We start from the raw sequence: 24,937 nt of genomic DNA, 5'->3' as shown, positions 1-24,937 counted from the left end.
GATCGAGGCGAGTCAGCGAGAAGAGGCCGGTTTCGTAACGTCCCACTGCATCAGTTCTTCTAACATTTTCAGCCGTTGCTCTGCACACGGGCGGGCCAGCCAGGACGATCCTTTTGTCGCTGAAAAGTACTGCTGATAAAACTGACGTGCGGTAGACCTCTTCATCATTTACCTCCTCACTTCATCGGGAAGCATTATTGGCCTAATATAGGGATTAATAAATTGCTGGTTTTTTGTCAGGAGTTCCTCTTTTATGCCTTCCGGTCGTCTGCAGCAACAATTTATCCGCCTCTGGCAGTGCTGCGAGGGGCAATCGCAGGAAACCACGCTCAACGAGCTGGCTGACCTGCTTAGCTGTTCCCGCCGCCATATGCGCACGCTGCTCAATACCATGCAGCAGCAGGGGTGGTTAAGCTGGGAAGCGGAGGCGGGACGCGGGAAACGCTCGCGGCTGACCTTTCTCTACACCGGGCTGGCATTGCAGCAGCAGCGTGCAGAAGACCTGCTCGAGCAGGACCGTATCGATCAGCTGGTCCAGCTGGTGGGCGACAAGGCCGCCGTGCGCCAGATGCTGGTCTCCCATCTCGGACGCAGTTTTCGTCAGGGCCGACACATTCTGCGGGTGCTCTACTACCGTCCGATGAAAAATCTGTTGCCCGGCACGGCGTTACGGCGTTCTGAAACCCACATGGCCCGACAAATCTTCAGCGGCCTGACGCGGATAAATGAGGAAAACGGGGAACTGGAGGCGGATATCGCGCACCACTGGCAACAGCTTTCCCCGCGCCACTGGCGCTTTTTCTTACGCCCCGGCATCCACTTTCACCACGGTCGCGAACTGGAGATGCACGACGTCATCGCCTCTCTGGAACGCGCCCGCAGGCTGCCGCTCTACTCGCATATTTCGCGCATCCACTCCCCCACGGCCTGGACGCTGGATATCGAGCTGGCGCAGCAGGACAAGTGGCTTCCCTGGCTGCTGGGCTATGTGCCGTCGATGATTTTGCCTGCCGAGTGGGAATCATTGAACAATTTTGCCAGCCTGCCGATTGGCACCGGGCCCTACTCCGTCTCCCGCAATAACAGCAACCAGCTGAAAATCCGCGCGTTCGATGACTACTTTGGCTATCGGGCGCTGATCGACGAAGTGAACGTGTGGGTATTGCCGGATCTCAATGAAGACCTGAGCTGCGGGCTGACGCTTGAAGGCCCCACCACCGGAGAAAAGGCCGTGGAGAGCCGCCTGGAGGAGGGCTGCTACTATCTCCTCTTTGACCGCCGCACCCACCGTGGGGCAAACCCGGCTGTCCGCAAGTGGATCAGCCACGTGCTGTCTCCTTCCAATCTTATCTACCATGCGGAAGAGCAGTACCAGACATACTGGTTCCCGGCGTACGGCCTGCTTCCGCGCTGGCACCATGCCCGACCAACGCGCTGCGACAAGCCCGCAGGGCTGGAGTCCATCACCCTGACCTACTACCGCGATCATGTTGAGCATCGTTTTATCGCGAGGATCATGACCCGACTGCTGGCAGCGGAGGGGGTCAGGCTGGACATCAGGGAAGTGGACTATGACGAATGGCACCAGGGGGAAATCGCCAGCGATATCTGGCTGAACAGCGCCAACTTCACCCTGCCGCTCGATTTTTCCCTCTTCTCGCATTTGTATGAAGTCCCGCTGATCCAGCACTGCATCGACCGGGACTGGCAGCAGGATGCCGCTCTGTGGCGTGCGGGCGAGATGAATCTTGCCGTATGGTGCCAGCAGCTGCTGGCCGAGCAGGCGATCGTCCCGCTGATCCACCACTGGCTGATGATCCAGGGCCAGCGCAGCATGCGCGGCTTGCGGATGAACACCCTGGGCTGGTTTGATTTTAAATCCGCCTGGTTTGCGCCCCCGGAGCCATAACGCTTTCGTAATATTCACCAAATCATTACAATAGCGCCGTTCTCAACGGGGTGCTGCATCACAGATGTGCGCTGAGATAATACCCGTCGAACCTGATCCGGATAACGCCGGCGAAGGGATTTGAGGCTGTCGCTCAAAATCCTTTGCCACTCAACCCTGAGGTGCAAAGTGTTAAAAAAAGTTCTCCCCCTGCTGGCGCTGTTCGCGCTGCCCGCTTTAGCCAAGCCCGTTCTGGCGGTCTACACCTACGACTCCTTCTCTGCCGACTGGGGCCCTGGTCCGGTCGTCAAAAAAGCCTTTGAAGCCGACTGCAACTGCGAGCTGAAGTTCGTGGCGCTGGAAGATGGCGTTTCGCTGCTCAACCGCCTGCGCATGGAAGGGAAAAATAGCAAAGCCGACGTGGTGCTCGGCCTGGATAACAACCTGCTGGAAGCCGCCTCGCAAACCAAACTCTTTGCCAAAAGCGGCGTCGCGGCAGAGGCCGTTAACGTGCCGGGCGGCTGGAAGAACGACACCTTTGTGCCGTTCGACTACGGCTACTTTGCTTTCGTCTACGATAAAAACAAGCTGAAAAACCCGCCGAAGAGCCTGAAAGAGCTGGTGGAAAGCGACCAGAAGTGGCGCGTGATTTACGAAGACCCGCGGACCAGCACGCCGGGCCTGGGCCTGCTGCTGTGGATGCAGAAAGTCTACGGCGATAAGGCGCCGGAAGCGTGGCAGAAGCTGGCCGCCAAAACCGTCACCGTGACCAAAGGCTGGAGCGAAGCCTATGGCCTGTTCCTGAAAGGTGAAAGCGATCTGGTGCTGAGCTACACCACCTCCCCGGCCTACCACATTATCGCCGAGAAGAAAGACAACTATGCTGCGGCTGATTTTGCGGAAGGGCACTATCTGCAGGTGGAAGTGGCCGCGCGTACCGCCGCCAGCAAACAGCCGGAGCTGGCCGAGAAGTTCCTGAAGTTTATGGTTTCACCGGCATTCCAGAACGCCATTCCAGCGGGCAACTGGATGTATCCGGTCACCAGCGTTGCGCTGCCCACTGGTTTTGAGCAGTTGACCAAGCCGAAAACCTCGCTGGAGTTTACGCCGCAGCAGGTCGCCGCGCAGCGTGCCGCATGGGTAAGTGAATGGCAACGCGCCGTCAGCCGTTAATTCCCGGCTGGTTACTCCCCGGATTGCTCGCCGCCGTCGTCATGGTGGCGGTCAGTCTGGGAGCCTTTCTTGCGCTGTGGTTTAACGCGCCGGAGAGCGACCTGCTCGCCCTCTGGCACGACAGCTACCTCTGGCACGTTATCCGGTTCTCCTTCTGGCAGGCGTCTCTTTCTGCCCTGCTGTCGGCGATCCCGGCTATTTTTCTTGCACGCGCGCTCTATCGGCGGCGTTTTCCCGGCAGGCAGGCCCTGCTGCGCCTGTGCGCCATGACGCTGATCCTGCCCGTGCTGGTAGCGGTATTTGGTATTCTGAGCGTTTACGGCCGCCAGGGCTGGCTGGCTTCGCTGTTCGGCCAGCTTGGTCTGGAATGGTCTTTCTCGCCTTACGGGCTGCAGGGTATCCTGCTGGCACACGTGTTTTTCAATATGCCGATGGCAACGCGTCTCTTTTTGCAGGCGCTGGAGAACATTCCCGGCGAGCAGCGGCAGATTGCCGCCCAGCTAGGCATGCGCGGCTGGTCGTTCTTCCGTTTTGTCGAATGGCCGTGGCTGCGCCGCCAGCTCCCGCCCGTGGCGGCATTAATCTTTATGCTCTGCTTTGCCAGCTTTGCCACCGTGCTGTCACTTGGCGGCGGGCCGCAGGCCACCACCATTGAGCTGGCGATTTACCAGGCGCTGAGTTACGACTACGATCCCGGTCGCGCCTCGCTGCTGGCGATAGTCCAGATGGCGTGCTGTCTGGTGCTGGTGCTGTTGAGCCAGCAGCTGAGTAAAGCCATTCCCGCAGGTAGTCATCAAATAACCGGCTGGCGCGATCCGCAGGACAGCCTGCACAGCCGCATCAGCGATGTTATCCTGATCGCGCTGGCGCTGCTGCTGTTGCTGCCGCCGCTGCTGGCCGTTATTGTTGACGGCCTGAACCTCAATCTTATGTCCGTCCTGCAACAGCCCGTTCTCTGGCAGGCGACCTGGACCTCGGTACGCATAGCGCTGGCTGCCGGACTGCTGTGCGTTATGCTGACCATGATGCTGCTGTGGAGCAGCCGTGAGCTCTACGCGCGTCATGCTCGTAAAACCGGACAGGCGCTGGAGCTGACGGGCATGCTGATTCTGGCGATGCCGGGCATCGTGCTGGCGACGGGCTTCTTTTTACTGTTCAACAGCACCCTCGGCCTGCCGGAAAGGGCCGATGGCATTGTGATTTTCACTAACGCCTTAATGGCCATCCCCTACGCGCTTAAGGTGCTGGAAAACCCGATGCGCGACGTCAACAGCCGCTACGGTTTGCTGTGTCAGTCGCTGGGCATGCAGGGCTGGCAGCGGCTGAAGGTTGTGGAACTGCGCGCGCTAAAACGTCCGCTGGCTCAGGCGCTGGCGTTTGCCTGCGTGCTCTCCATTGGAGACTTTGGGGTCGTGGCGCTGTTCGGTAATGACGATTTCCGCACGCTGCCGTACTGGCTTTATCAGCAAATCGGCTCTTACCGCAGTCAGGACGGCGCGGTCACCGCGCTGTTACTGCTGCTGCTCTGCTTTGCCTTATTTACCGTTATCGAAAAACTCCCGGGGCGTGATGTTAAAACTGACTGATATAACCTGGCTCTATCAGCATCTGCCGATGCGCTTTACGCTCTCCGTTCAGCAGGGCGAGCGGATTGCGGTGCTTGGCCCAAGCGGTGCCGGGAAAAGCACCTTGCTCAATTTGATCGCCGGTTTTCTGCAACCTGCCAGCGGGTCGATAGCCATCGATAATCGTGATTTCACCGACGCCCCTCCGGCTAAACGTCCTGTGTCGATGCTGTTTCAGGAAAACAACCTGTTTACCCATCTGACGGTGCGGCAAAACATCGCGCTGGGAATGCATCCGGGGCTCAGGCTGAACGATGCCCAACGCGAAAAACTTGAAGTGATTGCCGCACAGATGGGGATCGCTGAATTCATCGACAGGCTGCCGGGCGAGCTCTCCGGCGGCCAGCGTCAGCGCGTGGCGCTGGCGCGTTGTCTGGTGCGCGAGCAGCCGCTGCTGCTGCTGGATGAGCCGTTCTCGGCGCTCGATCCCGCGCTGCGCCAGGAGATGCTCGCCCTGGTGCAGGAGGTCTGCCAGCGCCAGCAGCTGACGATGCTGATGGTGTCGCACAGTATCGAAGATGCCGCACGGATTGCGCCGCGATCGGTGGTGATCGCGGAGGGACGCATTTTGTGGGATGGAGCAACAGAAGCATTAATGAGCGGAAAAGAAAGCGCTTCTGGATTATTGGGTATAAAACCGTAGGCCGGGCAAACGCAGTGCCGCCCGGCGCTTAACGGCTCACAACTTTCAACAGGATCTCACCGTACACCGGCATCAGCGGGTGGCGAATCAGCGCGACCAGGGCTACCACGGCCACACCCAGCGTCAGCGGGGCCAGCCACAAAAGACGAGAGCGCGGGAGATAGCGCGTCAGGCGATCGACGCTCGCTTTCGCGCTGCGCCACAGCCGCCAGCAGAGCCAGATCGCCAGCCACAGCAGCACCGCCGTGCCCAGCAGCAGCCACTTAAACTCACCGCTTTGCATGCCGTCAGGAATATCAATCGCCGCACCGGCCAGAATACCCGGCAGGAAGTAGAACGGCGGCCAAAAGACGCAGCCGATGATGTTCGGCACCACAAACTTCGCGACGGGGAGATCCAGCATCCCGGCCACCATCGGCACCAGCGGACGCGTTGGCCCAACAAAGCGGCCCACGAGGATGGTAAACATGCTGTGCTGGTGCAGCGCATGCTCGGTTTTATCGAGCAACGCTTTGTTCTTTTTCATGAACGACCAGCGGTGCAGCGGCTTCTTAAAGCGCCAGCCCAGCCAGAAGGAGATCCAGTCCCCCAGCAGACAGCCGATAATCCCGGCCAGCCATGCCTGCCAGAAATTGACCTCACCGCTGCCGATCAGCGCCCCAAGCCCCGCCATCATCACGGTGCCGGGCAGGATTAACCCGACAAGCGCCAGCGATTCCAGAAACGCCACCAGCGCCACGGCGATGAGCGAGTACATAACGGACTGGGTAATAAAGTGTTCCAGCAATGCCTGCATAACTATTCCGGTCAGAAAACGAATCAGCGATTCTGCTTAGCGCCCTGCACCGCGTCAAGGCAACAATTGTCTGAATAGTTTACAGGTTGCTTCCCGCATTCACCTGTTTGTTTATCTTTTTTTACCGTTTATTCACATCCCGCGCGGAATTCACTGGGGCTGGCACCGGTGCATTTTTTAAATACGCGGGAGAAATAGAGCTGATCCTCAAAGCCCACGTTGCGCCCCACGGTGGCGATGGGCATCCGGGTGGTGCTGAGCAGCAGCTTCGCCTGGCTGATGCGCTGATCCTCGCGCCAGCTCAGTACGCTGACGCCAAGCTGCTGGCGGAACAGGTGCGACAGCCGCGACGGCGACAGGCAGACGTGCTGGGCGACGCTGGCGATATCAAACTGGCTATCGGCCAGGTGGTCGCTGATGTACTGGCAGGCGTCGCGCACGCGGTTATCCAGCGGTGGGTTAAGCGACGCGTTAATCGCCTCCATCCGCCGCAACAGCAGCTGTTCAAGGAGGTTTATCGCCAGCAGTTCGGCATAGCGTCCACCAGCCTGCCCCGCCTCGATTATCTGGGCAAAAAGCTCGCGAAACTGCGCCAGATGCACCTCATCCGGGCGATAAAACCCGGTGTGTGCAAAAATAGCCGGCCAGGAAAGCCACTCCTGCCAGTAGGCGCGCGGACGGAAGTAGACCCACTGGTGATACCACTCTTTGGCATCCGGATGACGGCCATAGTGGTGGATCTCCCCCGGCGGGAACAGCAGGATATCCCCCGGGCGGCAGACGAACTGCTGGTCACCGTTCTTGATGATCCCTTCCCCCCGCACGGTCAGGTTGAGGATATACCCTTTCATTCCGAGCGGTCGGTCGACGTAAAAGTCGAGATATCCCTCAGCCTCGATAGGGGTCAGCCCCGCCACAAGGTGCGCGTTAAACGAGTATCCCGGCAGCAGGGGATCGTTCTGCGTTTCGGCCATAGATTCAGTTCTCCCAAGGGTCCTGAAGGAAACCAATTGTCCATATCACTAAATGCAGGTTAAAAATGGCCCGCGAAAAGATCCAAAAAGCATCACGCCGCTTTTACGTCCGCCATGTTTCAGCCTTTCCCCCTGATTTCTCCGCCAGAGCAGACAGATAACCAGTAACAAAAGTGTCTATAAGTGCGGCAGAAATGTCCACATTGAATATTTGCACGGCGTCACACTTTCCGTCGTAACAGCAATTTAGTCCATAAGATTAGCGGATCCTGCCTGACGACTTTTGTCCCCAGTCTCTAATGTTCTTCCATACCTGTTTTTTCGATGGAGCAACACCATGGCAATTGCGATTGGCCTCGATTTTGGCAGCGATTCAGTTCGCGCGCTGGCAGTGGACTGTACGTCCGGCCAGGAGATAGCAACCAGCGTTGAGTGGTATCCGCGCTGGCAAGAGGGGCGCTACTGCGATGCGCCAAACAACCAGTTCCGTCACCACCCGCGGGACTACATCGAGTCGATGGAAGCGGCGCTCAAAACCGTTCTGGCGGACCTGACCGACGCCCAGCGGGCCGATGTTGTGGGGATTGGCGTCGACAGCACCGGCTCTACGCCTGCCCCTGTCGATGCCGAAGGCCGCGTGCTGGCACTGCGCCCGGAGTTTGCCGACAACCCGAACGCCATGTTCGTGCTGTGGAAAGACCATACCGCCGTGGAAGAGGCCGAAGCCATCACCCGCTTATGCCATCAGCCGGGCAAAACTGACTACTCACGGTATATCGGCGGGATTTACTCCAGCGAGTGGTTCTGGGCCAAGATCCTGCACGTCACCCGCGCGGACGCGTCTGTCGCACAGGCAGCGGCGTCCTGGATTGAGCTATGCGACTGGGTTCCCGCCCTGCTCTCCGGCACCACGCGCCCGCAGGATATCCGCCGCGGCCGCTGCAGCGCCGGGCATAAATCCCTGTGGCATGAAAGCTGGGGCGGCCTGCCTCCGGCCGCGTTCTTTGATGAGCTCGACCCGATCGTCAACAAGAGCCTGTCATACCCGCTGTTTACCGACACCTTCACCGCCGATATTCCCGTCGGCACCCTCTGCGAAGAGTGGGCGACGCGTCTCGGCCTGCCGCAGAACGTAGCTATCTCCGGCGGCGCGTTTGACTGCCATATGGGCGCCGTGGGCGCGGGCGCACAGCCAAACACGCTGGTCAAAGTGATCGGCACCTCCACCTGCGACATCCTGACGGCAGATAAATCCACCGTCGGCGACCGCGCGGTAAAAGGCATCTGCGGCCAGGTTGACGGCAGCGTGGTGCCGGACTTTATCGGCCTCGAAGCCGGTCAGTCCGCGTTTGGCGATATCTACGCCTGGTTTGGCCGCGTGCTCGGCTGGCCGCTGGATCGGCTGGCGGCGTCACATCCTGAACTGAAAACCCAGATCGCCGAGAGCAAAAAGCAGCTCCTGCCGCAGCTTACCGACGCCTGGGCTAAAAATCCGTCTCTCGACCACCTCCCGGTGGTCCTGGACTGGTTTAACGGCCGCCGCACGCCGTTTGCCAACCAGCGCCTGAAAGGGGTGATTACCGACCTCAACCTGGCGACCGACGCGCCTGCGCTGTTCGGCGGTCTGATTGCCGCCACCGCCTTCGGCGCCCGCGCGATTATGGAGTGCTTCACCGAGCAGGGCATCGACGTGAATAACGTGATGGCGCTGGGCGGCATCGCCCGTAAAAACCCGGTGATCATGCAGGCCTGCTGCGACGTGCTGAACCGTCCGCTCCAGATTGTGGCCTCCGATCAGTGCTGCGCGCTGGGGGCGGCAATTTTCGCCGCCGTAGCCGCTGGCGTCCATGCGGATATCCCCACCGCGCAGCAGCATATGGCGAGTGCCGTCGAAAACACCCTTCAGCCGCGTGCCCAGCAGGCACAACGCTTTGAACAGCTTTATCAGCGCTACCAGCAATGGGCAAAAAGCGCCGAACTTCACTATCTCCCTGTCGCCGCCCCGGCCAAAAGCACCGCGGACACTACGGCAACCCTGACCCATTAAGGACACGATGATGACCATTTTTAATAACTATGAAGTGTGGTTTGTGATTGGCAGCCAGCATCTTTACGGACCGGAAGCGCTGCAGCAGGTAACGAAACACGCGGAGCACGTCGTTAACGCGCTGAACGCGGAAGCCAAACTGCCGTGCAAACTGGTGCTGAAACCGCTGGGCACGACGCCGGACGAAATCACCCACATCTGCCGCGACGCCAACTACGACGATAAATGCGCCGGTCTGGTGGTGTGGTTGCACACCTTCTCACCGGCAAAAATGTGGATCAACGGCCTGTCTATCCTCAACAAACCGCTGCTGCAGTTCCATACCCAGTTCAACGCCTCCCTGCCGTGGGACAGCATCGACATGGACTTTATGAACCTGAACCAGACCGCACACGGCGGCCGCGAGTTCGGCTTCATCGGCGCGCGTATGCGTCAGCAGCACGCGGTGGTCACCGGCCACTGGCAGGATGGCAAGGCGCAACAGCGTATCGGCGCCTGGATGCGTCAGGCGGTCTCTAAGCAGGATACCCGCCACCTGAAAGTGGTGCGTTTCGGCGACAACATGCGTGAAGTGGCGGTCACCGACGGCGATAAAGTGGCCGCGCAGATCAAGTTCGGCTTCTCCGTGAATACCTGGGCGGTGGGCGATCTGGTGCAGGTGGTAAATGACATCAGCGATGGCGACGTGAGCGCGCTGGTGGACGAGTACGAAAGCCGCTACCGCCTGACGCCTGCGGCACAAATCAACGGCGACAAGCGCCAGAACGTGCTGGACGCGGCGCGCATTGAGCTGGGCATGAAGCGCTTCCTGGAACAGGGCGGTTTCCACGCTTTTACCACCACCTTTGAAGATCTCCACGGTCTGAAACAGCTGCCGGGTCTGGCAGTACAACGCCTGATGCAGCAGGGCTACGGCTTTGCGGGTGAAGGCGACTGGAAAACTGCCGCTCTGCTTCGCATCATGAAGGTGATGTCGACCGGTCTGCAGGGCGGCACCTCCTTTATGGAGGACTACACCTACCACTTCGAAAACGGCAATGACCTGGTGCTCGGCTCGCACATGCTGGAAGTGTGTCCTTCCATCGCGGTAGAGGAAAAACCGATCCTCGACGTGCAGTACCTCGGCATCGGCGGTAAAGCCGATCCGGCGCGTCTGATCTTCAACACCCGCACGGGCCCGGCCATCAACGCCAGCCTGATCGATCTGGGCGATCGTTTCCGCCTGCTGGTGAACTGCGTCGATGCGGTTGAAACGCCACACTCCCTGCCGAAACTGCCGGTCGCCAACGCCTTGTGGAAAGCACAGCCGGATCTGCCGACCGCGTCAGAAGCCTGGATCCTGGCCGGCGGCGCGCACCATACCGTCTTCAGCCACGCGCTGGATCTGAACGACATGCGTCAGTTCGCCGAGCTGCATGATATCGAGCTGACCGTGATTGATAACGATACCCGCCTGCCCGCCTTTAAAGACGCGCTGCGCTGGAACGAAGTCTATTACGGTTCAAAACGCTAAGCCCTGAATGCCCGGTGGCACCGCGTTTACCGGGCCTACGGTTCTGTAGGCCGGATAAGCGAAGCGCCATCCGGCACTGGAGACAACAATGTTAGAAGAGCTCAAACGCCAGGTGCTCGAAGCCAACCTGGCGCTGCCGAAACATAATCTGGTCACCCTGACCTGGGGCAACGTCAGCGCCGTTGACCGCGGAAAAGGCGTGTTCGTGATCAAGCCTTCCGGCGTCGATTACGCGGTGATGACGGCGAACGATATGGTGGTGGTCAGCATCGAAACGGGTGAAGTGGTGGAAGGGAACAAAAAGCCCTCCTCCGATACGCCAACCCACCGCCTGCTCTACCGCTCATTCCCAACCATCGGCGGTATCGTGCATACCCATTCACGCCATGCCACCATCTGGGCGCAGGCGGGCCAGTCCATCCCGGCGACCGGCACCACCCACGCGGACTACTTCTACGGCACCATTCCCTGCACGCGTCTGATGACAGATGCGGAGATCAACGGCGAGTATGAGTGGGAAACCGGCAACGTGATCGTTGAAACCTTCGAAAAACGGGGAATCGACGCGGCGCAAATGCCCGGCGTGCTGGTGCACTCCCACGGCCCGTTCGCCTGGGGTAAAAACGCAGAAGACGCGGTGCATAACGCCATCGTGCTTGAAGAGATCGCCTATATGGGGATCTTCTGTCGACAGCTGGCGCCGCAGCTGCCGGATATGCAGCAAACCCTGCTGGATAAGCATTATCTGCGCAAGCACGGCGCGAAGGCCTACTACGGACAATAAACTGTATATATCCCCAGCATAAAACATTCAACCAGGCTATAATCAGGCCTGGTTTTGTTTTGTGGGATAGCGGCGTGACGCAGGCGCAAGAAGGCTTTTTACTGACCCGACACTGGCGGGATACCCCTCAGGGCACCGAGGTTGAATTCTGGCTGGCAACGGACAACGGCCCGCTGCAGGTGACGCTGCCGCCGCAGGAGTCCGTGGCGTTTATTCCTGAAGCGCACGTCGAGAAAGTGAAACAGCTGCTGCGCGGTGAAAACGGCTGGCGCATTACCCCGCTTGAACTGAAAGATTTCCACCGTCAGCCGGTTTACGGCCTCTACTGTCGCGTCCATCGTCAGCTGATGCGCTATGAAAAACTGCTCCGTGAAGCAGGCGTGACGCTCTACGAAGCGGATATCCGCCCACCCGAACGCTTTCTGATGGAGCGGTTTATTACCGCGCCCGTCTGGGTCGATGGTTCTCCGCAAAATGGCGGTCTCATCAACGCGCGGCTAAAGCCGAACCCGCACTACCGCCCGCCGCTGAAGTGGGTCTCCCTGGATATCGAAACCACCCGTCACGGCGAACTGTACTGTATAGGACTTGAAGGTTGCGGCGATCGGGTTGTCTATATGCTCGGGCCACCGAATGGTGATGCCTCCGCGCTGGATTTCCGGCTTGAGTATGTTACCAGCCGGCCGCAGCTGCTGGAGAAGCTCAACCAGTGGTTTGCCGACTTCGATCCCGACGTTCTGATCGGCTGGAACGTGGTGCAGTTCGACCTGCGCGTGCTGCAAAAACACGCCGAGCGTTACCGCATCCCGCTGATGCTCGGGCGCGGCAACAGCGAGCTTGAGTGGCGCGAACACGGTTTTAAGAACGGCGTTTTCTTCGCACAGGCGAACGGCCGCCTGATTATCGACGGCATAGAGGCGCTCAAGTCCGCCTTCTGGAACTTCTCGTCATTCGCCCTCGAAGCGGTGGCGCAGGAGCTGCTGGGCGAAGGCAAATCCATCGACAACCCCTGGGACAGAATGGACGAGATCGACCGGCGCTTTAACGAAGACAAGCCCGCGCTCGCCACCTATAACCTGAAAGACTGTGAGCTGGTCACGCGGATTTTCCACAAAACCGAGATCATGCCCTTCCTGCTGGAGCGCGCGACGGTGAACGGACTCGCGGCGGACAGGCACGGCGGCTCCGTGGCGGCCTTTAGCCACCTCTATTTTCCCCGAATGCACCGGGCAGGATACGTCGCCCCCAACCTCGGGGACGTGCCGCCGCAGGCCAGCCCCGGCGGGTACGTCATGGATTCCCGACCAGGACTGTATGACTCCGTTCTGGTCCTGGACTACAAAAGCCTCTACCCGTCGATAATTCGCACCTTCCTGATCGATCCCGTCGGGCTGGTTGAGGGGCTGGCCCAGCCGGATGATGAACACAGCACCGAAGGCTTCCTCGGCGCACGCTTCTCGCGGGAAAAACACTGCCTGCCCGACATCGTAGGCAACATCTGGCACGGCCGCGACGAGGCCAAGCGCCACGGCAACAAGCCCCTCTCACAGGCGCTGAAAATCATCATGAACGCCTTCTACGGGGTGCTGGGCACCAGCGCCTGTCGCTTCTTCGACCCGCGGCTGGCGTCGTCGATCACGATGCGCGGGCACGAGATCATGCGCCAGACTAAAGCGCTGATTGAATCCCAGGGCTATGACGTCATCTACGGCGACACGGACTCCACCTTTGTATGGCTTAAGGGCGCGCATTCCGAAGACGATGCCGCGCAAATCGGCAAAGCGCTGGTTGCCTTCGTGAACGACTGGTGGCAGGAACATCTGCAGAAAGTGCGGTTAACCAGCGCGCTGGAGCTGGAATTTGAAACCCATTTTGCCCGCTTCTTAATGCCCACCATCCGCGGTACCGATCAGGGCAGCAAGAAGCGCTATGCCGGGCTGATACAGGAAGGCGACGCGCAGCGGATGGTCTTTAAAGGGCTCGAGACAGTGCGTACCGACTGGACGCCGCTGGCCCAGCAGTTCCAGCAAACGCTCTATCTGCGGGTATTTCGCAATGAGCCGTATCAGGACTACGTGCGCGAGACGATAGCCAGCCTGATGGCGGGCGAACTTGACGCGCAGCTGGTGTATCGCAAACGCCTGCGCCGCCCGCTCGCGGAGTACCAGCGTAACGTTCCTCCGCACGTTCGCGCCGCGCGCCTCGCGGACGAAGAAAACGTCCGCCGTGGCCGCGCGCCGCAGTATCAGAATCGGGGAACCATCAAATACGTCTGGACGATAAACGGTCCGGAACCGGTGGATTATCAGCACTCGCCTCTGGATTATGAACACTATCTGACGCGTCAGCTTCAGCCGGTTGCCGACGGAATTTTGCCCTTCATCGACGATGATTTTGCTACACTAGTGACAGGGCAACTTGGCCTATTTTGACGCGTGACGAAATGGCTGCCATCCAGTACCATAGCGCCCTTTCCATTCCCGGACCCATTTTTCGATGACCGTCTTTTTTGACGGTGGTCGAACTATTGCCTGCAATTAAAGATTAGAGCCGAACAACTATGCCTTTTACACTTGGTCAACGCTGGATCAGCGATACAGAAAGCGAACTTGGATTAGGAACCGTCGTTGCCGTTGATGCGCGCATGGTTACCCTCCTCTTCCCTGCCACCGGTGAAAACCGCCTGTACGCCCGCAATGACTCCCCTGTAACCCGCGTGATGTTTAATCCGGGTGACACCGTGACCAGCCACGACGGCTGGCAGCTCAAGATTGAAGACGTAAAAGAAGAGAATGGACTGCTCGCCTACATCGGCACTCGCCTGGACACCGACGAGGCCAATGTCATCCTGCGCGAAGTGCTGCTCGACAGCAAGCTGGTGTTCAGCAAGCCGCAGGACCGCCTGTTTGCCGGGCAAATCGACCGTATGGATCGCTTCTCCCTGCGCTATCGCGCGCGTAAGTTCCAGAGTGAACAGTACCGCATGCCCTGGAGCGGCCTGCGCGGCCAGCGCACCAGCCTGATCCCCCACCAGCTGAACATCGCCCATGACGTGGGCCGTCGCCATGCGCCGCGCGTGCTGCTGGCAGATGAAGTGGGCCTGGGTAAAACCATCGAGGCGGGCATGATCCTGCACCAGCAGCTGCTTTCCGGCGCTGCCGAGCGCGTGCTGATTGTGGTGCCAGAAACCTTACAGCACCAGTGGCTGGTTGAGATGCTGCGCCGCTTTAACCTGCGCTTCTCTCTGTTCGATGACGAACGCTACGCCGAAGCCCAGCACGATGCGGACAACCCGTTTGAAACCGAACAGCTGGTGATCTGCTCCCTGGACTTCGTGCGCCGCAGCAAGCAGCGTCTTGAGCACCTGTGCGATGCCGAGTGGGACCTGATGGTGGTCGACGAAGCGCACCACCTGGTCTGGAGCGAAGACGCGCCGAGCCGCGAATATATGGCTATCGAGCAGCTTGCCGAGCGCGTGCCTGGCGTCCTGCTGTTGACCGCTACGCCGGAACAGCTGGGCCTGGAAAGCCACTTCGCCCGTCTGCGCCTGCTCGATCCAAACCGTTTCCACGACTTCGGGCAGTTTGTGGAAGAACAGAATAACTACCGTCCGGTTGCAGATGCCGTCGCGCTGCTGCTGGCGGGCAAGCGTCTTTCTGATGATGAACTCAACACCCTGAGCGATCTGATTGGCGAGCAGGATATCGAGCCGCTGCTGCAGGCCGCTAACAGCGACAGCGACAACGCGGAATCCGCGCGTAAAGAGCTGATCGACATGCTGATGGATCGCCACGGCACCAGTCGCGTCCTGTTCCGTAACACCCGTAACGGTGTGAAAGGGTTCCCGAAACGCGAGCTGCATACCATTAAGCTGCCGCTGCCGACGCAGTATCAGACGGCAATTAAAGTTTCCGGCATCATGGGTGCGCGCAAAACGCAGGAAGAGCGCGCCCGCGACATGCTCTACCCGGAACAAATCTACCAGGAATTTGAAGGCGATACCGGCACCTGGTGGAACTTCGATCCGCGCGTAGAGTGGCTGATGGGCTACCTGACCGCGCACCGCTCCCAGAAGGTGCTGGTGATCTGCGCCAAGGCGGCCACCGCGCTGCAGCTGGAGCAGGTCCTGCGCGAGCGCGAAGGCATTCGCGCCGCCGTGTTCCACGAAGGCATGTCCATCGTTGAACGCGACCGCGCCGCGGCGTGGTTTGCCGAAGAGGACAGCGGCGCTCAGGTTATGCTCTGCTCTGAAATCGGTTCTGAAGGCCGTAACTTCCAGTTCGCCAGCAACCTGGTGATGTTCGATCTGCCGTTCAACCCGGATCTGCTGGAGCAGCGTATCGGTCGTCTGGATCGTATCGGTCAGGCGCACGATATTCAGATCCACGTGCCGTATCTGGAAAAAACGGCCCAGTCCGTGCTGGTGCGCTGGTTCCACGAAGGTCTGGATGCGTTTGAACATACCTGCCCGACGGGCCGCACCATTTACGATCAGGTGCACGGCGATCTGATCGGCTATCTGGCCGCGCCGGAAAACACCGACGGCTTTGACGATCTGATTAAGTCCTGTCGTGAGAAGCATGACGCGCTGAAAGCGCAGCTTGAACAAGGCCGCGACCGCCTGCTGGAGATCCACTCCAACGGCGGTGAAAAAGCGCAGGCGCTGGCTGAGAGCATTGAAGAGCAGGATGATGACACCAGCCTCATCAGCTTCTCCATGAACCTGTTCGACATCGTTGGCATTAACCAGGACGACCGCGGCGAGAACCTGATTGTCCTGACCCCGTCCGATCACATGCTGGTGCCAGATTTCCCGGGCCTGCCGGAAGATGGCTGCACCATCACCTTCGAGCGTGATGTGGCGCTGTCCCGCGAAGATGCTCAGTTCATCACCTGGGAACACCCGCTGATCCGTAACGGGCTGGATCTGATCCTCTCTGGCGATACCGGCAGCAGCACCATCTCCCTGTTGAAAAACAAGGCGCTGCCCGTAGGCACGCTGCTGCTGGAGCTGATCTACGTTGTGGAAGCGCAGGCGCCGAAACAGCTGCAGCTCAACCGCTTCCTGCCACCAACGCCGGTGCGTCTGCTGCTGGATAAAAACGGCACGAACCTCGCAGGACAGGTTGAATTTGAGAGCTTCAACCGCCAGCTGAGCGCGGTGAACCGCCATACCGGCAGCAAGCTGGTCAATGCGGTGCAGCAGGACGTGCATGCCATTCTCCAGCAGGGTGAAACCCAGATTGAAAAAGCGGCCAGAGCGCTGATTGACGCCGCGCGCGGTGAAGCCGACGAGAAACTGTCTGCAGAGCTGTCGCGTCTGGAGGCGTTGAAGGCCGTGAACCCGAACATCCGTGACGACGAGCTGGCGGCGATTGAAAGCAACCGTCAGCAGGTGCTGGAAAGCCTGGATCAGGCAAGCTGGCGTCTGGATGCCCTGCGTCTTATCGTTGTGACGCATCAGTAAACGGAGCGCAAGATGGTGATGGAGCCGTACAATCCGCCACAGGATCCCTGGCTGGTCATTCTGTATCAGGATGAACACATTATGGTGGTCAACAAGCCCAGCGGGCTGTTGTCCGTGCCGGGTCGTCTGGATGAGCACAAAGACAGCGTGATGACGCGCATTCAGCGCGATTATCCTCAGGCGGAGTCGGTCCATCGCCTGGACATGGCGACCAGCGGCGTGATTGTGGTGGCGCTGAACAAAGCGGCAGAACGCGAGCTGAAGCGCCAGTTCCGCGAGCGCGAGCCGAAGAAGCAGTATGTCGCCCGCGTCTGGGGTCACCCGGCGCAGGCGGAAGGGCTGGTGGATTTACCGCTGATCTGCGACTGGCCGAATCGGCCAAAGCAGAAGGTGTGTTATGAAACCGGCAAGGCCGCGCAAACCGAGTATGAAGTGCTTGAGTACGCGCCGGATAATACCGCGCGCGTCCTGCTTAAGCCGATTACCGGACGTTCACACCAGCTGCGCGTGCATATGCTTGCGCTGGGTCATCCGATTCTGGGCGACCGCTTTTACGCGCCGCCTGAAGCGCTGGCCTTAGCGCCACGTCTGCAGCTGCACGCGCAGACGCTTACCATCACCCATCCGGCCTTCGGTAACGCGATGACGTTTAAAGCCCCGGTCGATTTTTAAATTCCTGATGTGAATATTTACTGTTAGCTCACTGTCGACGGTAAATATTCACACAGCAGATATATCTCCCCTGCTCATCTGAAAACCCGCCCAAGTTCATTCACGATAATTATCTCTTCCTTAAATAACACTCAGTATTTTTAGAAAGACTAAGGTTTGGATTAAAAAATATTAAATTGAACACGATGCAATTTATTACTGATAATCCAGCTCATTTTAAGGAAATACTAACTCTACCCTATCCAAACGGAGTTATTTTTCTACTCAACAGCCACACTTAGTTTACTCATTGATTCACAAGGAAGTGTATGAACCGTTCGTATAACATCGTCTGGAATTGCGCCAGAAATATGTACATCGTTGCCTCGGAGTTTTCAAAAGGGGACAGCAAAGTCAAATCCTGCGTACGCGCCGGAAGCGCGATCGCAACGTTTATCTTGTCAGGTGTTGTGAGTACCGCACACGCCAGTGACACGACGTTTGTTGCAGTCCCGGGTAATAACACCATCAGTGGTGAATATTCAACGACGAGCCCTAATACCTCGGCGGTATCCGCCTCTGGCTCTGATGTCATCGTCACCGATAACGGCGCCTTAACGATATCCACAACCGGGGATGCAGGCATGGGGCTATCCGTGTCGAATGGAGCGAAAATCACGCTCGATGATTCGGGATCCACAATCCGCACTTCCGGGGAAGGCAGTCATGCGATAACCATTGTCGGTGATAACTCAGAAGCCATGTTGAACAACCTTACCGTTTCGACGGAAGGCGAGATCGCATCTGCCGTATTGTTTAGCTCTAATGCAAAAGGCACCATTGACGGGGGGAGCTATACGGCGACGGGAGAGGGTTCTTATGGTGTTGAGATATTGAATGGCGCAGACCTGACGATAAAAAACGCGACCATTACGACTTCCGGGTATGGCATGGCTCGGGCTATTGTTAACCGATATGCCACCCTTTCATTAGACAATGTGAATATAAACACCACGGGAGATTTTGGTAATGCAGGTATATATAACGACGGTGAATTGACCGGCTCAAACGTCACGATTACCACTACCGGAAGCCAGAGCTTTGGTATTCAAAACTATACCAACACATTTAATTTAGCGGCATCCCACGTTGAAACTTACGGTGAGCAGTCAGTTGGCATAATGAATACCGGACGCGCAGAACTCACTGACACTCATATCGTCACTCATGGGGAAAAATGCTGACGCAATATCCTCTGACGGGGCAAAGAGCACATTCGTACTGAATAACGGTTCAACGATCGCGTCCGGAGAAAATTCGCGGGCAGTGGCGATGACTCACGGTGGAGCCCTTGAGGCGAACAGCACAGATATCACCAGCGAACAATCTGCTGCCATTGCCTTAGAAAGCGCCAGCAGCGCGACCGTCACCCACAGCAACGTTTCCGGTAGCAATGTCGCCTTCTCGTTCAGCGGTGGAAAAAATGTCGCTACGATTGACGGAGGGAGCATTACGGCAACCGCGTCAGGAGGAAGTGCTTTTGCGGTGGATTCCGGATCTGCCGATATTAACGTGAAGAATGTGCAAACGATGAACGCAGACAATCTGCTCACCGTGGCCAATACCACTGATGCAGTCACCCTTCGCGCTGAAAACAGCAAGCTGTCCGGCGCCGTTAAGGCCAGCGGTAATAACGTCAGCATGACGCTGGATGCGAACAGCCAATGGCTGCTGACGGCCGATTCCAGCGTCGGTAATCTTACCAGCAGCGGACGCATCACACTCGGCGATGAAAACGGCAGTGCTGGTACACTCAATGTCGGTAATTTCACCCTTCTGGCTAACAGCCAAACTGATGTCTATCTTGACGCAAACGCGACCAGTGCGCCTATTGTCGCTCAGAATGCGACGCTTGATGGCACACTAAATATTACAGGTTACGGTAGTGCCAGCACGCTTTCCGCGGATAGCGCCTTCACGGTGATTGACGCTGAAAATGCAATTAATGGCAATTTTACCAGCCTCACCGTCGCGGGCATGGCATCTGGCTCCGTTGACTTCATCACCTTTAGCGGCACCATTGATCCCGCCGACGTGACCAATTACGTCCTGACACCGTCATTAACCTGGTATGCCAGCCAGAACCCAGCGGCAACAGCGGCTCACGGCACATTCACTCTGAACAATCCTGACGGCAGCTTTACGCTGAGCACGGCGCTTGTCGATCAAAATGCCGAAGCCACGACCGGATGGGACGGCAAATCGCTGACCAAAGAGGGGCAAGGTACGCTGATCCTTAATGCCGTAAACAGTTACAGCGGCACAACGGATGTCAACCAGGGCACGCTCTGGCTGGACGAGGCCGGCGTTATCGGCGTACAAAACAGCGAGCAGGCCGTGAATGTCGCGGCAGGCGCCACGTTTGGCGGTTCCAACGGTGTGGTGAACGGCAATGTTAACAGCAACGGCACCGTTCAGTTCAACGACACGCTAACGATCAATGGTAATCTGAGCAACGCAGGCAGCATTGTCAGCGGCAATATTGAAGGAACCAATGGTGCGACGACCGGCAACACGCTGATCGTAAACGGCGATTACACCAGCAACCAGGGTTCTGTGACGCTAAATACGCAGTTAGGCGACGACACGTCTCCAACCGATATGCTTAACATTACGGGGAATACGTCCGGGAACACCACCCTGTACATTAACAACGCTGGCGGTCAGGGCGCACTGACCCAAAACGGTATTGCAGTGATTACGGTCGGCGGTGAATCAAACGGCACCTTTGTTCAGGGTAATCAGGTCCAGATTAACGCCTACGAATACCGCCTGTATCAGGACTCAGGGGACTGGTATCTTCGTTCCCAGGCCACGAGTGATAATGGCGACGTAACGCCTCAGTATCGTGCCGATATCGGTTCATACCTCAGCAACCAGTGGCTGGCTCGCGATCTGCAAATGCAGACCCTGTCAGACCGAGAAGGCAGTCAGTTCAAATCGGAAAACGGCACGACATGGGCGCGTTTCAAAGCAGGTAAGAACCAGTCTACTGCGGCAGAGAGCAATATTGATATCGACAGCAACTACTCCCAGTTCCAGATTGGGGGCGATGTTGCCGCCTGGAACAACGGCGAACAAAGCCTGGTGGTCGGGGTTATGGGTAGCTATATGAACGCCAGCAGCGACAGCACGGGCAATAGAGGTGGTGACGGCAGCCGCTTCAGCGCTGACGGTAAAGTCGATGGCTATAACCTCGGCGTCTATGCCACCTGGTTTGCCGATGCCCGACAGCATCAGGGTTTTTATGTCGACAGCTGGTATCAGTACGGGATGTACCACAACAGCGTAGATAACGGGGACGTTGGCTCAACGGATTACGATTCAAACGCCAACGCCGTTTCGCTGGAAACGGGCTATCGCTACGATGTCGCACTCGGCGACAACACGCTGAGCCTCACGCCGCAGGCACAGATCGTCTGGCAGGATTACCGTGCCGATGACATCAAAGACAGCAGCGGCACAACGATTGATGGGCAAAACGGTGACAGCTGGACCACCCGTTTAGGTCTGCGAGTTGACAGCAAGATGAATAAGGCGAACGACGCGGTTATCCAGCCGTTTGCGGAGGCCAACTGGCTGCATACCTCTGAAGACACGGCAGTCAACTTTGGTGACACACAGATCAAACAGGACCTTCCTGCCGATCGTGCGGAGCTGAAAGCGGGTATTCAGGCAAATGTGAGCAAGCAATGGAGCGTTATTGCCCAGGTCTCCGGACAGAAAGGTGATAATGATTACAGCGATGTAAACGGTAGCCTGAACGTGCGCTACAGCTGGTAACCCTGTATAAAGGGCCTGGCAGCTCATGCCGTCAGGCCCTTCATCATTCTAAAAAGGGGCTTATTTGAAGCCTTTCTTCTCTTTAATCAGCTCGTACGCTTTCTGAATTTCCTGCGCTTTTTGCTTCGCCATCTCCATCATTTCAGGCGGTAAGCCTTTTGCAACCAGCTTGTCTGGATGGTGCTCGCTCATGAGCTTACGATAGGCACGTTTGATGGTGGTCTGATCGTCAGAGGGTTTTACGCCAAGCACGTTGCAGGCATCTTCCAGCGTCGGACCACGCTGCGCCTGCTGCCAGGCGCCGCCAGAAGACTGCTGGTGATACCCGCCGCCAAACTGCGCGCCACCCTGCATCATGCGCAGGAACTGATCGAACTGCATACGGGAGATACCCAGCTCTTCCGCAATCACGTATAAAACATCGCGTTCGTTAGGGTGAAGCGAGCCGTCGGCGAAGGCCGCCTGAATCTGGATTTCCAGAAACATCCGAATTAAATCAAAACGGCCGAAGCAGATGCTGCGGAACTGGCGCATTTTTTCGCGAAGCGGGTAGTTATCGGATTTCCCGATGCGAAACGCATTTTGCGCCTCCAGGCGGGAGTCACCGTGCAGATTCATGCGATCCATAAAGACGCTGGCAATCTGAATATCGGCTTCCGTGACGCGCCCTTTGGATTTGGTTAAATGCCCCATCACCTCAAAAGTGGTGGAGAAAAAGAGTGACTGGCGCTCGCGCTGGTTGGCAAACCAGGCCATTTTACGGCTGCGCGCCTTATCAAACATATGGCCAATAATAAGCCCCAGCACTATTCCCCAGAACCCGGCACCCATGATGATGGCGAACGCAACGCCGATTATTTTACCCCAATACTGCATATACTCCCCGGATAGTCATATTCCTGGCCGACGCAACGTCATCATCACTGTGTTCAAGTCACGGTCAATTGAAGGACATCGCCTATAATTTGCTTTATCATACTCGTCATTCGATAGCGAGCCTAACACTCTGGCACGCAAACGGGCAGGATTAACGCTGGTACTGCGCAGATGAGTAAGATAGTCTCTGAGCGTTTGTAAGCCGTAGCCACTGATGACGGAACAATAAAATACAACGTATGAAAAAACGTATCCCCACCCTCCTGGCCACAATGATTGGCACCGCCCTGTACAGTCAACAGGGGCTGGCGGCCGATCTCGCCTCGCAGTGTATGCTTGGCGTCCCAAGTTATAATCGCCCACTGGTGAGTGGCGATACAAATAGCTTGCCGGTAACCATTACTGCCGACAGTTCAAAAGGGACTTACCCTGACAATGCCACCTTTACAGGCAATGTCGATATTAACCAGGGCAATAGCCGCCTGCAGGCAGATGAAGTGCAGTTGCACCAGAAGCAGCCGGAAGGTGCGGCCGAGCCGGTCCGAACGGTGGATGCGCTGGGTAATGTGCACTATGACGACAATCAGGTCATCCTGAAAGGTCCGAAAGCCTGGTCAAACCTGAATACCAAAGACACTAACGTCTGGAAAGGTGATTACCAGATGGTGGGTCGCCAGGGGCGCGGTGACGCAGACCTGATGAAACAGCGCGGTGAAAACCGCTATACGATCCTGGAAAATGGCACGTTCACGTCGTGTCTGCCGGGTTCAAATACCTGGAGCGTGGTCGGGAGCGAAGTTATCCATGACCGCGAAGAGCAGGTCGCAGAGATCTGGAACGCCCGCTTCAAGGTGGGTCCGGTCCCCATATTCTACAGCCCTTATCTGCAGCTTCCCGTGGGTGACAAACGTCGCTCCGGTTTCCTGATCCCGAATGCCAAATACAGCACCACGAACTACTTTGAGTTCTACCTGCCGTATTACTGGAACATCGCGCCTAACATGGATGCGACGATCACGCCGCACTATATCCACAAGCGCGGTAACGTCATGTGGGAGAACGAGTTCCGCTATCTGACTCAGGCAGGTGCGGGTCTGATGGAGCTGGATTATCTGCCGTCGGATAACGTTTACAAGGACGACGCCAGAAACGTTTCTGGTGATAACCGTCACCGCTGGCTGTACTACTGGCAGCATTCCGGGGTGATGGATCAGGTGTGGCGCTTTAATGTTGATTACACCAAAGTCAGCGATTCGGCTTATTTTAATGACTTTTCGTCCAAATACGGCTCGAGTACTGATGGCTATGCCACGCAGAAATTCAGCGTAGGCTATGCGGTGCAGAATTTTGATGCAACCGTCTCGACCAAGAAATTCCAGGTGTTTTCTGACCAGTCCACGCCTACCTATGGTGCTGAGCCACAGCTGGACGTCAACTGGTACCAGAATGACGTAGGTCCATTCGACACCCGGATTTACGCTCAGGCAGTGCATTTCGTTAACACGAATTCGGATATGCCTGAAGCCACGCGTGTTCACCTTGAGCCGACGATCAATCTGCCGTGGTCTAACGACTGGGCAAGCCTGAATACCGAAGCCAAGCTGATGGCGACTCACTATCAGCAAAAAAATCTTGATAATTACAACTCCACTAACAGTGCGCATCTCGAAGAGTCGGTCAACCGAACGCTCCCTCAGTTTAAAATGGACGGCAAGCTGATTTTCGAGCGTGATATGGCCCTGCTGGCGGATGGTTATACCCAGACGCTTGAACCGCGTATGCAGTATTTGTACGTGCCATATCGCGACCAGAGCAACATTCAGAACTACGACTCCTCTTTACTGCAGTCTGACTATAGTGGTCTGTTCCGTGACCGTACCTACGGAGGTCTGGACCGTATCGCCTCAGCGAATCAGTTAACGACCGGCGTCACAACACGTGTTTATGATGATGCAGCCGTTGAACGTTTTAACGTTTCTGTGGGTCAAATCTACTACTTCACAGAGTCTCGCACGGGCGATGACAATATTCAGTGGGAGAAAGACAACAAAACGGGAGCAATAGTTTGGGCGGGAGATACCTACTGGCGTATGACTGACCGTTGGGGCCTGCGTGGCGGTGTGCAGTATGACACGCGTCTCGACAACGTTGCTAACAGTAGTGCCGCCATAGAGTATCGTCGTGATGAAGATCGCATGATTCAGGTAAGCTATCGCTACGCTAGCCCGGAATACATTCAGGCAACGCTACCGAAAAGCAATGACCAGAACAGCATCAACTACTGGAAATCACCGCAATATTCGGATGGTATTTCTCAGGTCGGTGCGGCAGCGAGTTGGCCTATCGCCGACCGTTGGTCAATCGTAGGCGCTTACTACTTTGACACTAACGCCAATAAAGCTGCTGACCAGATGGTAGGTCTGCAATATAACTCCTGCTGCTACGCGCTGCGTGTCGGTTACGAACGTAAGCTTAACGGCTGGGAAAACAATCAGAGCAAATACGATAACGTGATTGGCTTTAACTTCGAGTTACGCGGCCTGAGTTCCAACTACGGTCTGGGTACGCAGAAAATGCTGCGCTCGAACATTCTGCCTTACCGCAGTTCCTTGTAATGTGCTTGATTTGCAACGTAATCCGCTTTGCGGTTAATTGAA

Annotated in this window: 17 protein-coding genes and 1 riboswitch; of the genes, 13 read left to right on the top strand and 4 right to left on the bottom strand. The window is 57.3% G+C overall.

Translation table 11 applies throughout. The features are described 5' to 3' along the window. Nucleotides 1–12: 12 nt before the first annotated feature. Nucleotides 13–165 (bottom strand): glucose uptake inhibitor SgrT, encoded by a 153-nt coding sequence (sgrT, locus tag ACEPLT_RS03465; RefSeq protein WP_008502002.1) that lies wholly within the window; start codon nt 163–165, stop codon nt 13–15. An 88-nt stretch (nt 166–253) separates the two neighbouring features. Here sgrT and sgrR point away from each other — a divergent pair, with 88 nt between their 5' ends. From sgrR to thiQ, 4 genes are all read left to right on the top strand, one after another. After that, nucleotides 254–1,909 carry an HTH-type transcriptional regulator SgrR gene (gene sgrR, locus ACEPLT_RS03460; protein ID WP_008502003.1) on the top strand — a complete coding sequence of 552 codons (1,656 nt, stop codon included), beginning with the start codon at nt 254–256 and terminating at the stop codon, nt 1,907–1,909. 36 nt (nt 1,910–1,945) lie between these two features. Further along, nucleotides 1,946–2,046: riboswitch (TPP riboswitch) on the top strand. Between the two features lie 31 nt (nt 2,047–2,077). Beyond that, on the top strand, nt 2,078–3,061 hold the full coding sequence (thiB, locus tag ACEPLT_RS03455; protein WP_032675939.1) for a thiamine ABC transporter substrate binding subunit: 984 nt from the start codon (nt 2,078–2,080) through the stop codon (nt 3,059–3,061). Beyond that, complete coding sequence (gene thiP / locus ACEPLT_RS03450; protein ID WP_032675937.1) at nt 3,037–4,647, top strand: thiamine/thiamine pyrophosphate ABC transporter permease ThiP; 1,611 nt, start codon at nt 3,037–3,039, stop codon at nt 4,645–4,647. The genes thiB and thiP overlap by 25 nt, the downstream gene beginning before the upstream one ends. Beyond that, nucleotides 4,631–5,329, top strand: a complete 699-nt coding sequence (thiQ, locus tag ACEPLT_RS03445) for a thiamine ABC transporter ATP-binding protein ThiQ (RefSeq protein ID WP_032675936.1) — start codon at nt 4,631–4,633, stop codon at nt 5,327–5,329. Before thiP ends, thiQ begins: the two co-directional genes overlap by 17 nt. Before the next feature lie 28 nt (nt 5,330–5,357). On the opposite strand, the gene ACEPLT_RS03440 is transcribed toward thiQ, so the two are convergent. Continuing rightward, entirely contained in the window at nt 5,358–6,125 is a 768-nt protein-coding gene (locus ACEPLT_RS03440; RefSeq protein ID WP_032675935.1) for a DedA family protein, read from the bottom strand. Between the two features lie 128 nt (nt 6,126–6,253). After that, the gene (araC, locus tag ACEPLT_RS03435) at nt 6,254–7,099 is read right to left on the bottom strand and encodes an arabinose operon transcriptional regulator AraC (protein ID WP_023293301.1); all 846 of its coding nucleotides are present in this window, start codon (nt 7,097–7,099) and stop codon (nt 6,254–6,256) included. Nucleotides 7,100–7,436: 337 nt separating this feature from the next. Between araC and araB the strand changes: the two genes are divergently transcribed. The 8 genes from araB (at nt 7,437) to ACEPLT_RS03395 (ending at nt 21,404) form a co-directional block, all read left to right on the top strand. Then, nucleotides 7,437–9,146, top strand: a complete 1,710-nt coding sequence (gene araB, locus ACEPLT_RS03430) for a ribulokinase (RefSeq protein ID WP_232928473.1) — start codon at nt 7,437–7,439, stop codon at nt 9,144–9,146. A gap of 10 nt (nt 9,147–9,156) precedes the next feature. Further along, on the top strand, nt 9,157–10,659 hold the full coding sequence (gene araA / locus ACEPLT_RS03425; protein WP_008502010.1) for an L-arabinose isomerase: 1,503 nt from the start codon (nt 9,157–9,159) through the stop codon (nt 10,657–10,659). A gap of 88 nt (nt 10,660–10,747) precedes the next feature. Further along, nucleotides 10,748–11,443, top strand: coding sequence for an L-ribulose-5-phosphate 4-epimerase (gene araD / locus ACEPLT_RS03420; RefSeq protein WP_232928478.1), 696 nt, complete (start codon nt 10,748–10,750; stop codon nt 11,441–11,443). Nucleotides 11,444–11,517: 74 nt separating this feature from the next. Further along, on the top strand, nt 11,518–13,875 hold the full coding sequence (gene polB / locus ACEPLT_RS03415; RefSeq protein ID WP_232928480.1) for a DNA polymerase II: 2,358 nt from the start codon (nt 11,518–11,520) through the stop codon (nt 13,873–13,875). A gap of 128 nt (nt 13,876–14,003) precedes the next feature. After that, complete coding sequence (gene rapA / locus ACEPLT_RS03410; protein WP_021240544.1) at nt 14,004–16,910, top strand: RNA polymerase-associated protein RapA; 2,907 nt, start codon at nt 14,004–14,006, stop codon at nt 16,908–16,910. Nucleotides 16,911–16,922: 12 nt separating this feature from the next. Continuing rightward, a complete protein-coding gene (rluA, locus tag ACEPLT_RS03405) occupies nt 16,923–17,582 on the top strand; it encodes a bifunctional tRNA pseudouridine(32) synthase/23S rRNA pseudouridine(746) synthase RluA (RefSeq protein ID WP_008502014.1) in 660 nt (219 codons plus the stop codon). 308 nt (nt 17,583–17,890) lie between these two features. Then, complete coding sequence (locus ACEPLT_RS03400; protein WP_232928482.1) at nt 17,891–18,805, top strand: ESPR domain-containing protein; 915 nt, start codon at nt 17,891–17,893, stop codon at nt 18,803–18,805. A gap of 88 nt (nt 18,806–18,893) precedes the next feature. Then, on the top strand, nt 18,894–21,404 hold the full coding sequence (locus ACEPLT_RS03395) for an autotransporter outer membrane beta-barrel domain-containing protein (RefSeq protein WP_050484854.1): 2,511 nt from the start codon (nt 18,894–18,896) through the stop codon (nt 21,402–21,404). A gap of 60 nt (nt 21,405–21,464) precedes the next feature. On the opposite strand, the gene djlA is transcribed toward ACEPLT_RS03395, so the two are convergent. Next, nucleotides 21,465–22,280 carry a co-chaperone DjlA gene (gene djlA / locus ACEPLT_RS03390; RefSeq protein WP_008502016.1) on the bottom strand — a complete coding sequence of 272 codons (816 nt, stop codon included), beginning with the start codon at nt 22,278–22,280 and terminating at the stop codon, nt 21,465–21,467. Nucleotides 22,281–22,519: 239 nt separating this feature from the next. Here djlA and lptD point away from each other — a divergent pair, with 239 nt between their 5' ends. Further along, nucleotides 22,520–24,895 carry an LPS assembly protein LptD gene (lptD, locus tag ACEPLT_RS03385; RefSeq protein WP_032654894.1) on the top strand — a complete coding sequence of 792 codons (2,376 nt, stop codon included), beginning with the start codon at nt 22,520–22,522 and terminating at the stop codon, nt 24,893–24,895. The last annotated feature ends 42 nt before the right edge of the window (nt 24,896–24,937 follow it).

The sequence above is a fragment of the Enterobacter sp. fkY84-1 genome, assembly GCF_052974705.1.
This window is presented reverse-complemented; position numbering and strand designations above follow the sequence as displayed.

Coding starts and splice junctions, on each gene's coding strand:
- rapA (WP_021240544.1), top strand. CDS start 14,004: ATGCCTTTTACACTTGGTCAACGCTGGATCAGCGATACAGAAAGCGAA.
- araD (WP_232928478.1), top strand. CDS start 10,748: ATGTTAGAAGAGCTCAAACGCCAGGTGCTCGAAGCCAACCTGGCGCTG.
- ACEPLT_RS03395 (WP_050484854.1), top strand. CDS start 18,894: ATGACTCACGGTGGAGCCCTTGAGGCGAACAGCACAGATATCACCAGC.
- sgrR (WP_008502003.1), top strand. CDS start 254: ATGCCTTCCGGTCGTCTGCAGCAACAATTTATCCGCCTCTGGCAGTGC.
- thiQ (WP_032675936.1), top strand. CDS start 4,631: ATGTTAAAACTGACTGATATAACCTGGCTCTATCAGCATCTGCCGATG.
- djlA (WP_008502016.1), bottom strand. CDS start 22,280: ATGCAGTATTGGGGTAAAATAATCGGCGTTGCGTTCGCCATCATCATG.
- sgrT (WP_008502002.1), bottom strand. CDS start 165: ATGAAGAGGTCTACCGCACGTCAGTTTTATCAGCAGTACTTTTCAGCG.
- lptD (WP_032654894.1), top strand. CDS start 22,520: ATGAAAAAACGTATCCCCACCCTCCTGGCCACAATGATTGGCACCGCC.
- rluA (WP_008502014.1), top strand. CDS start 16,923: ATGGTGATGGAGCCGTACAATCCGCCACAGGATCCCTGGCTGGTCATT.
- araB (WP_232928473.1), top strand. CDS start 7,437: ATGGCAATTGCGATTGGCCTCGATTTTGGCAGCGATTCAGTTCGCGCG.
- ACEPLT_RS03400 (WP_232928482.1), top strand. CDS start 17,891: ATGAACCGTTCGTATAACATCGTCTGGAATTGCGCCAGAAATATGTAC.
- thiP (WP_032675937.1), top strand. CDS start 3,037: ATGGCAACGCGCCGTCAGCCGTTAATTCCCGGCTGGTTACTCCCCGGA.
- araC (WP_023293301.1), bottom strand. CDS start 7,099: ATGGCCGAAACGCAGAACGATCCCCTGCTGCCGGGATACTCGTTTAAC.
- ACEPLT_RS03440 (WP_032675935.1), bottom strand. CDS start 6,125: ATGCAGGCATTGCTGGAACACTTTATTACCCAGTCCGTTATGTACTCG.
- araA (WP_008502010.1), top strand. CDS start 9,157: ATGACCATTTTTAATAACTATGAAGTGTGGTTTGTGATTGGCAGCCAG.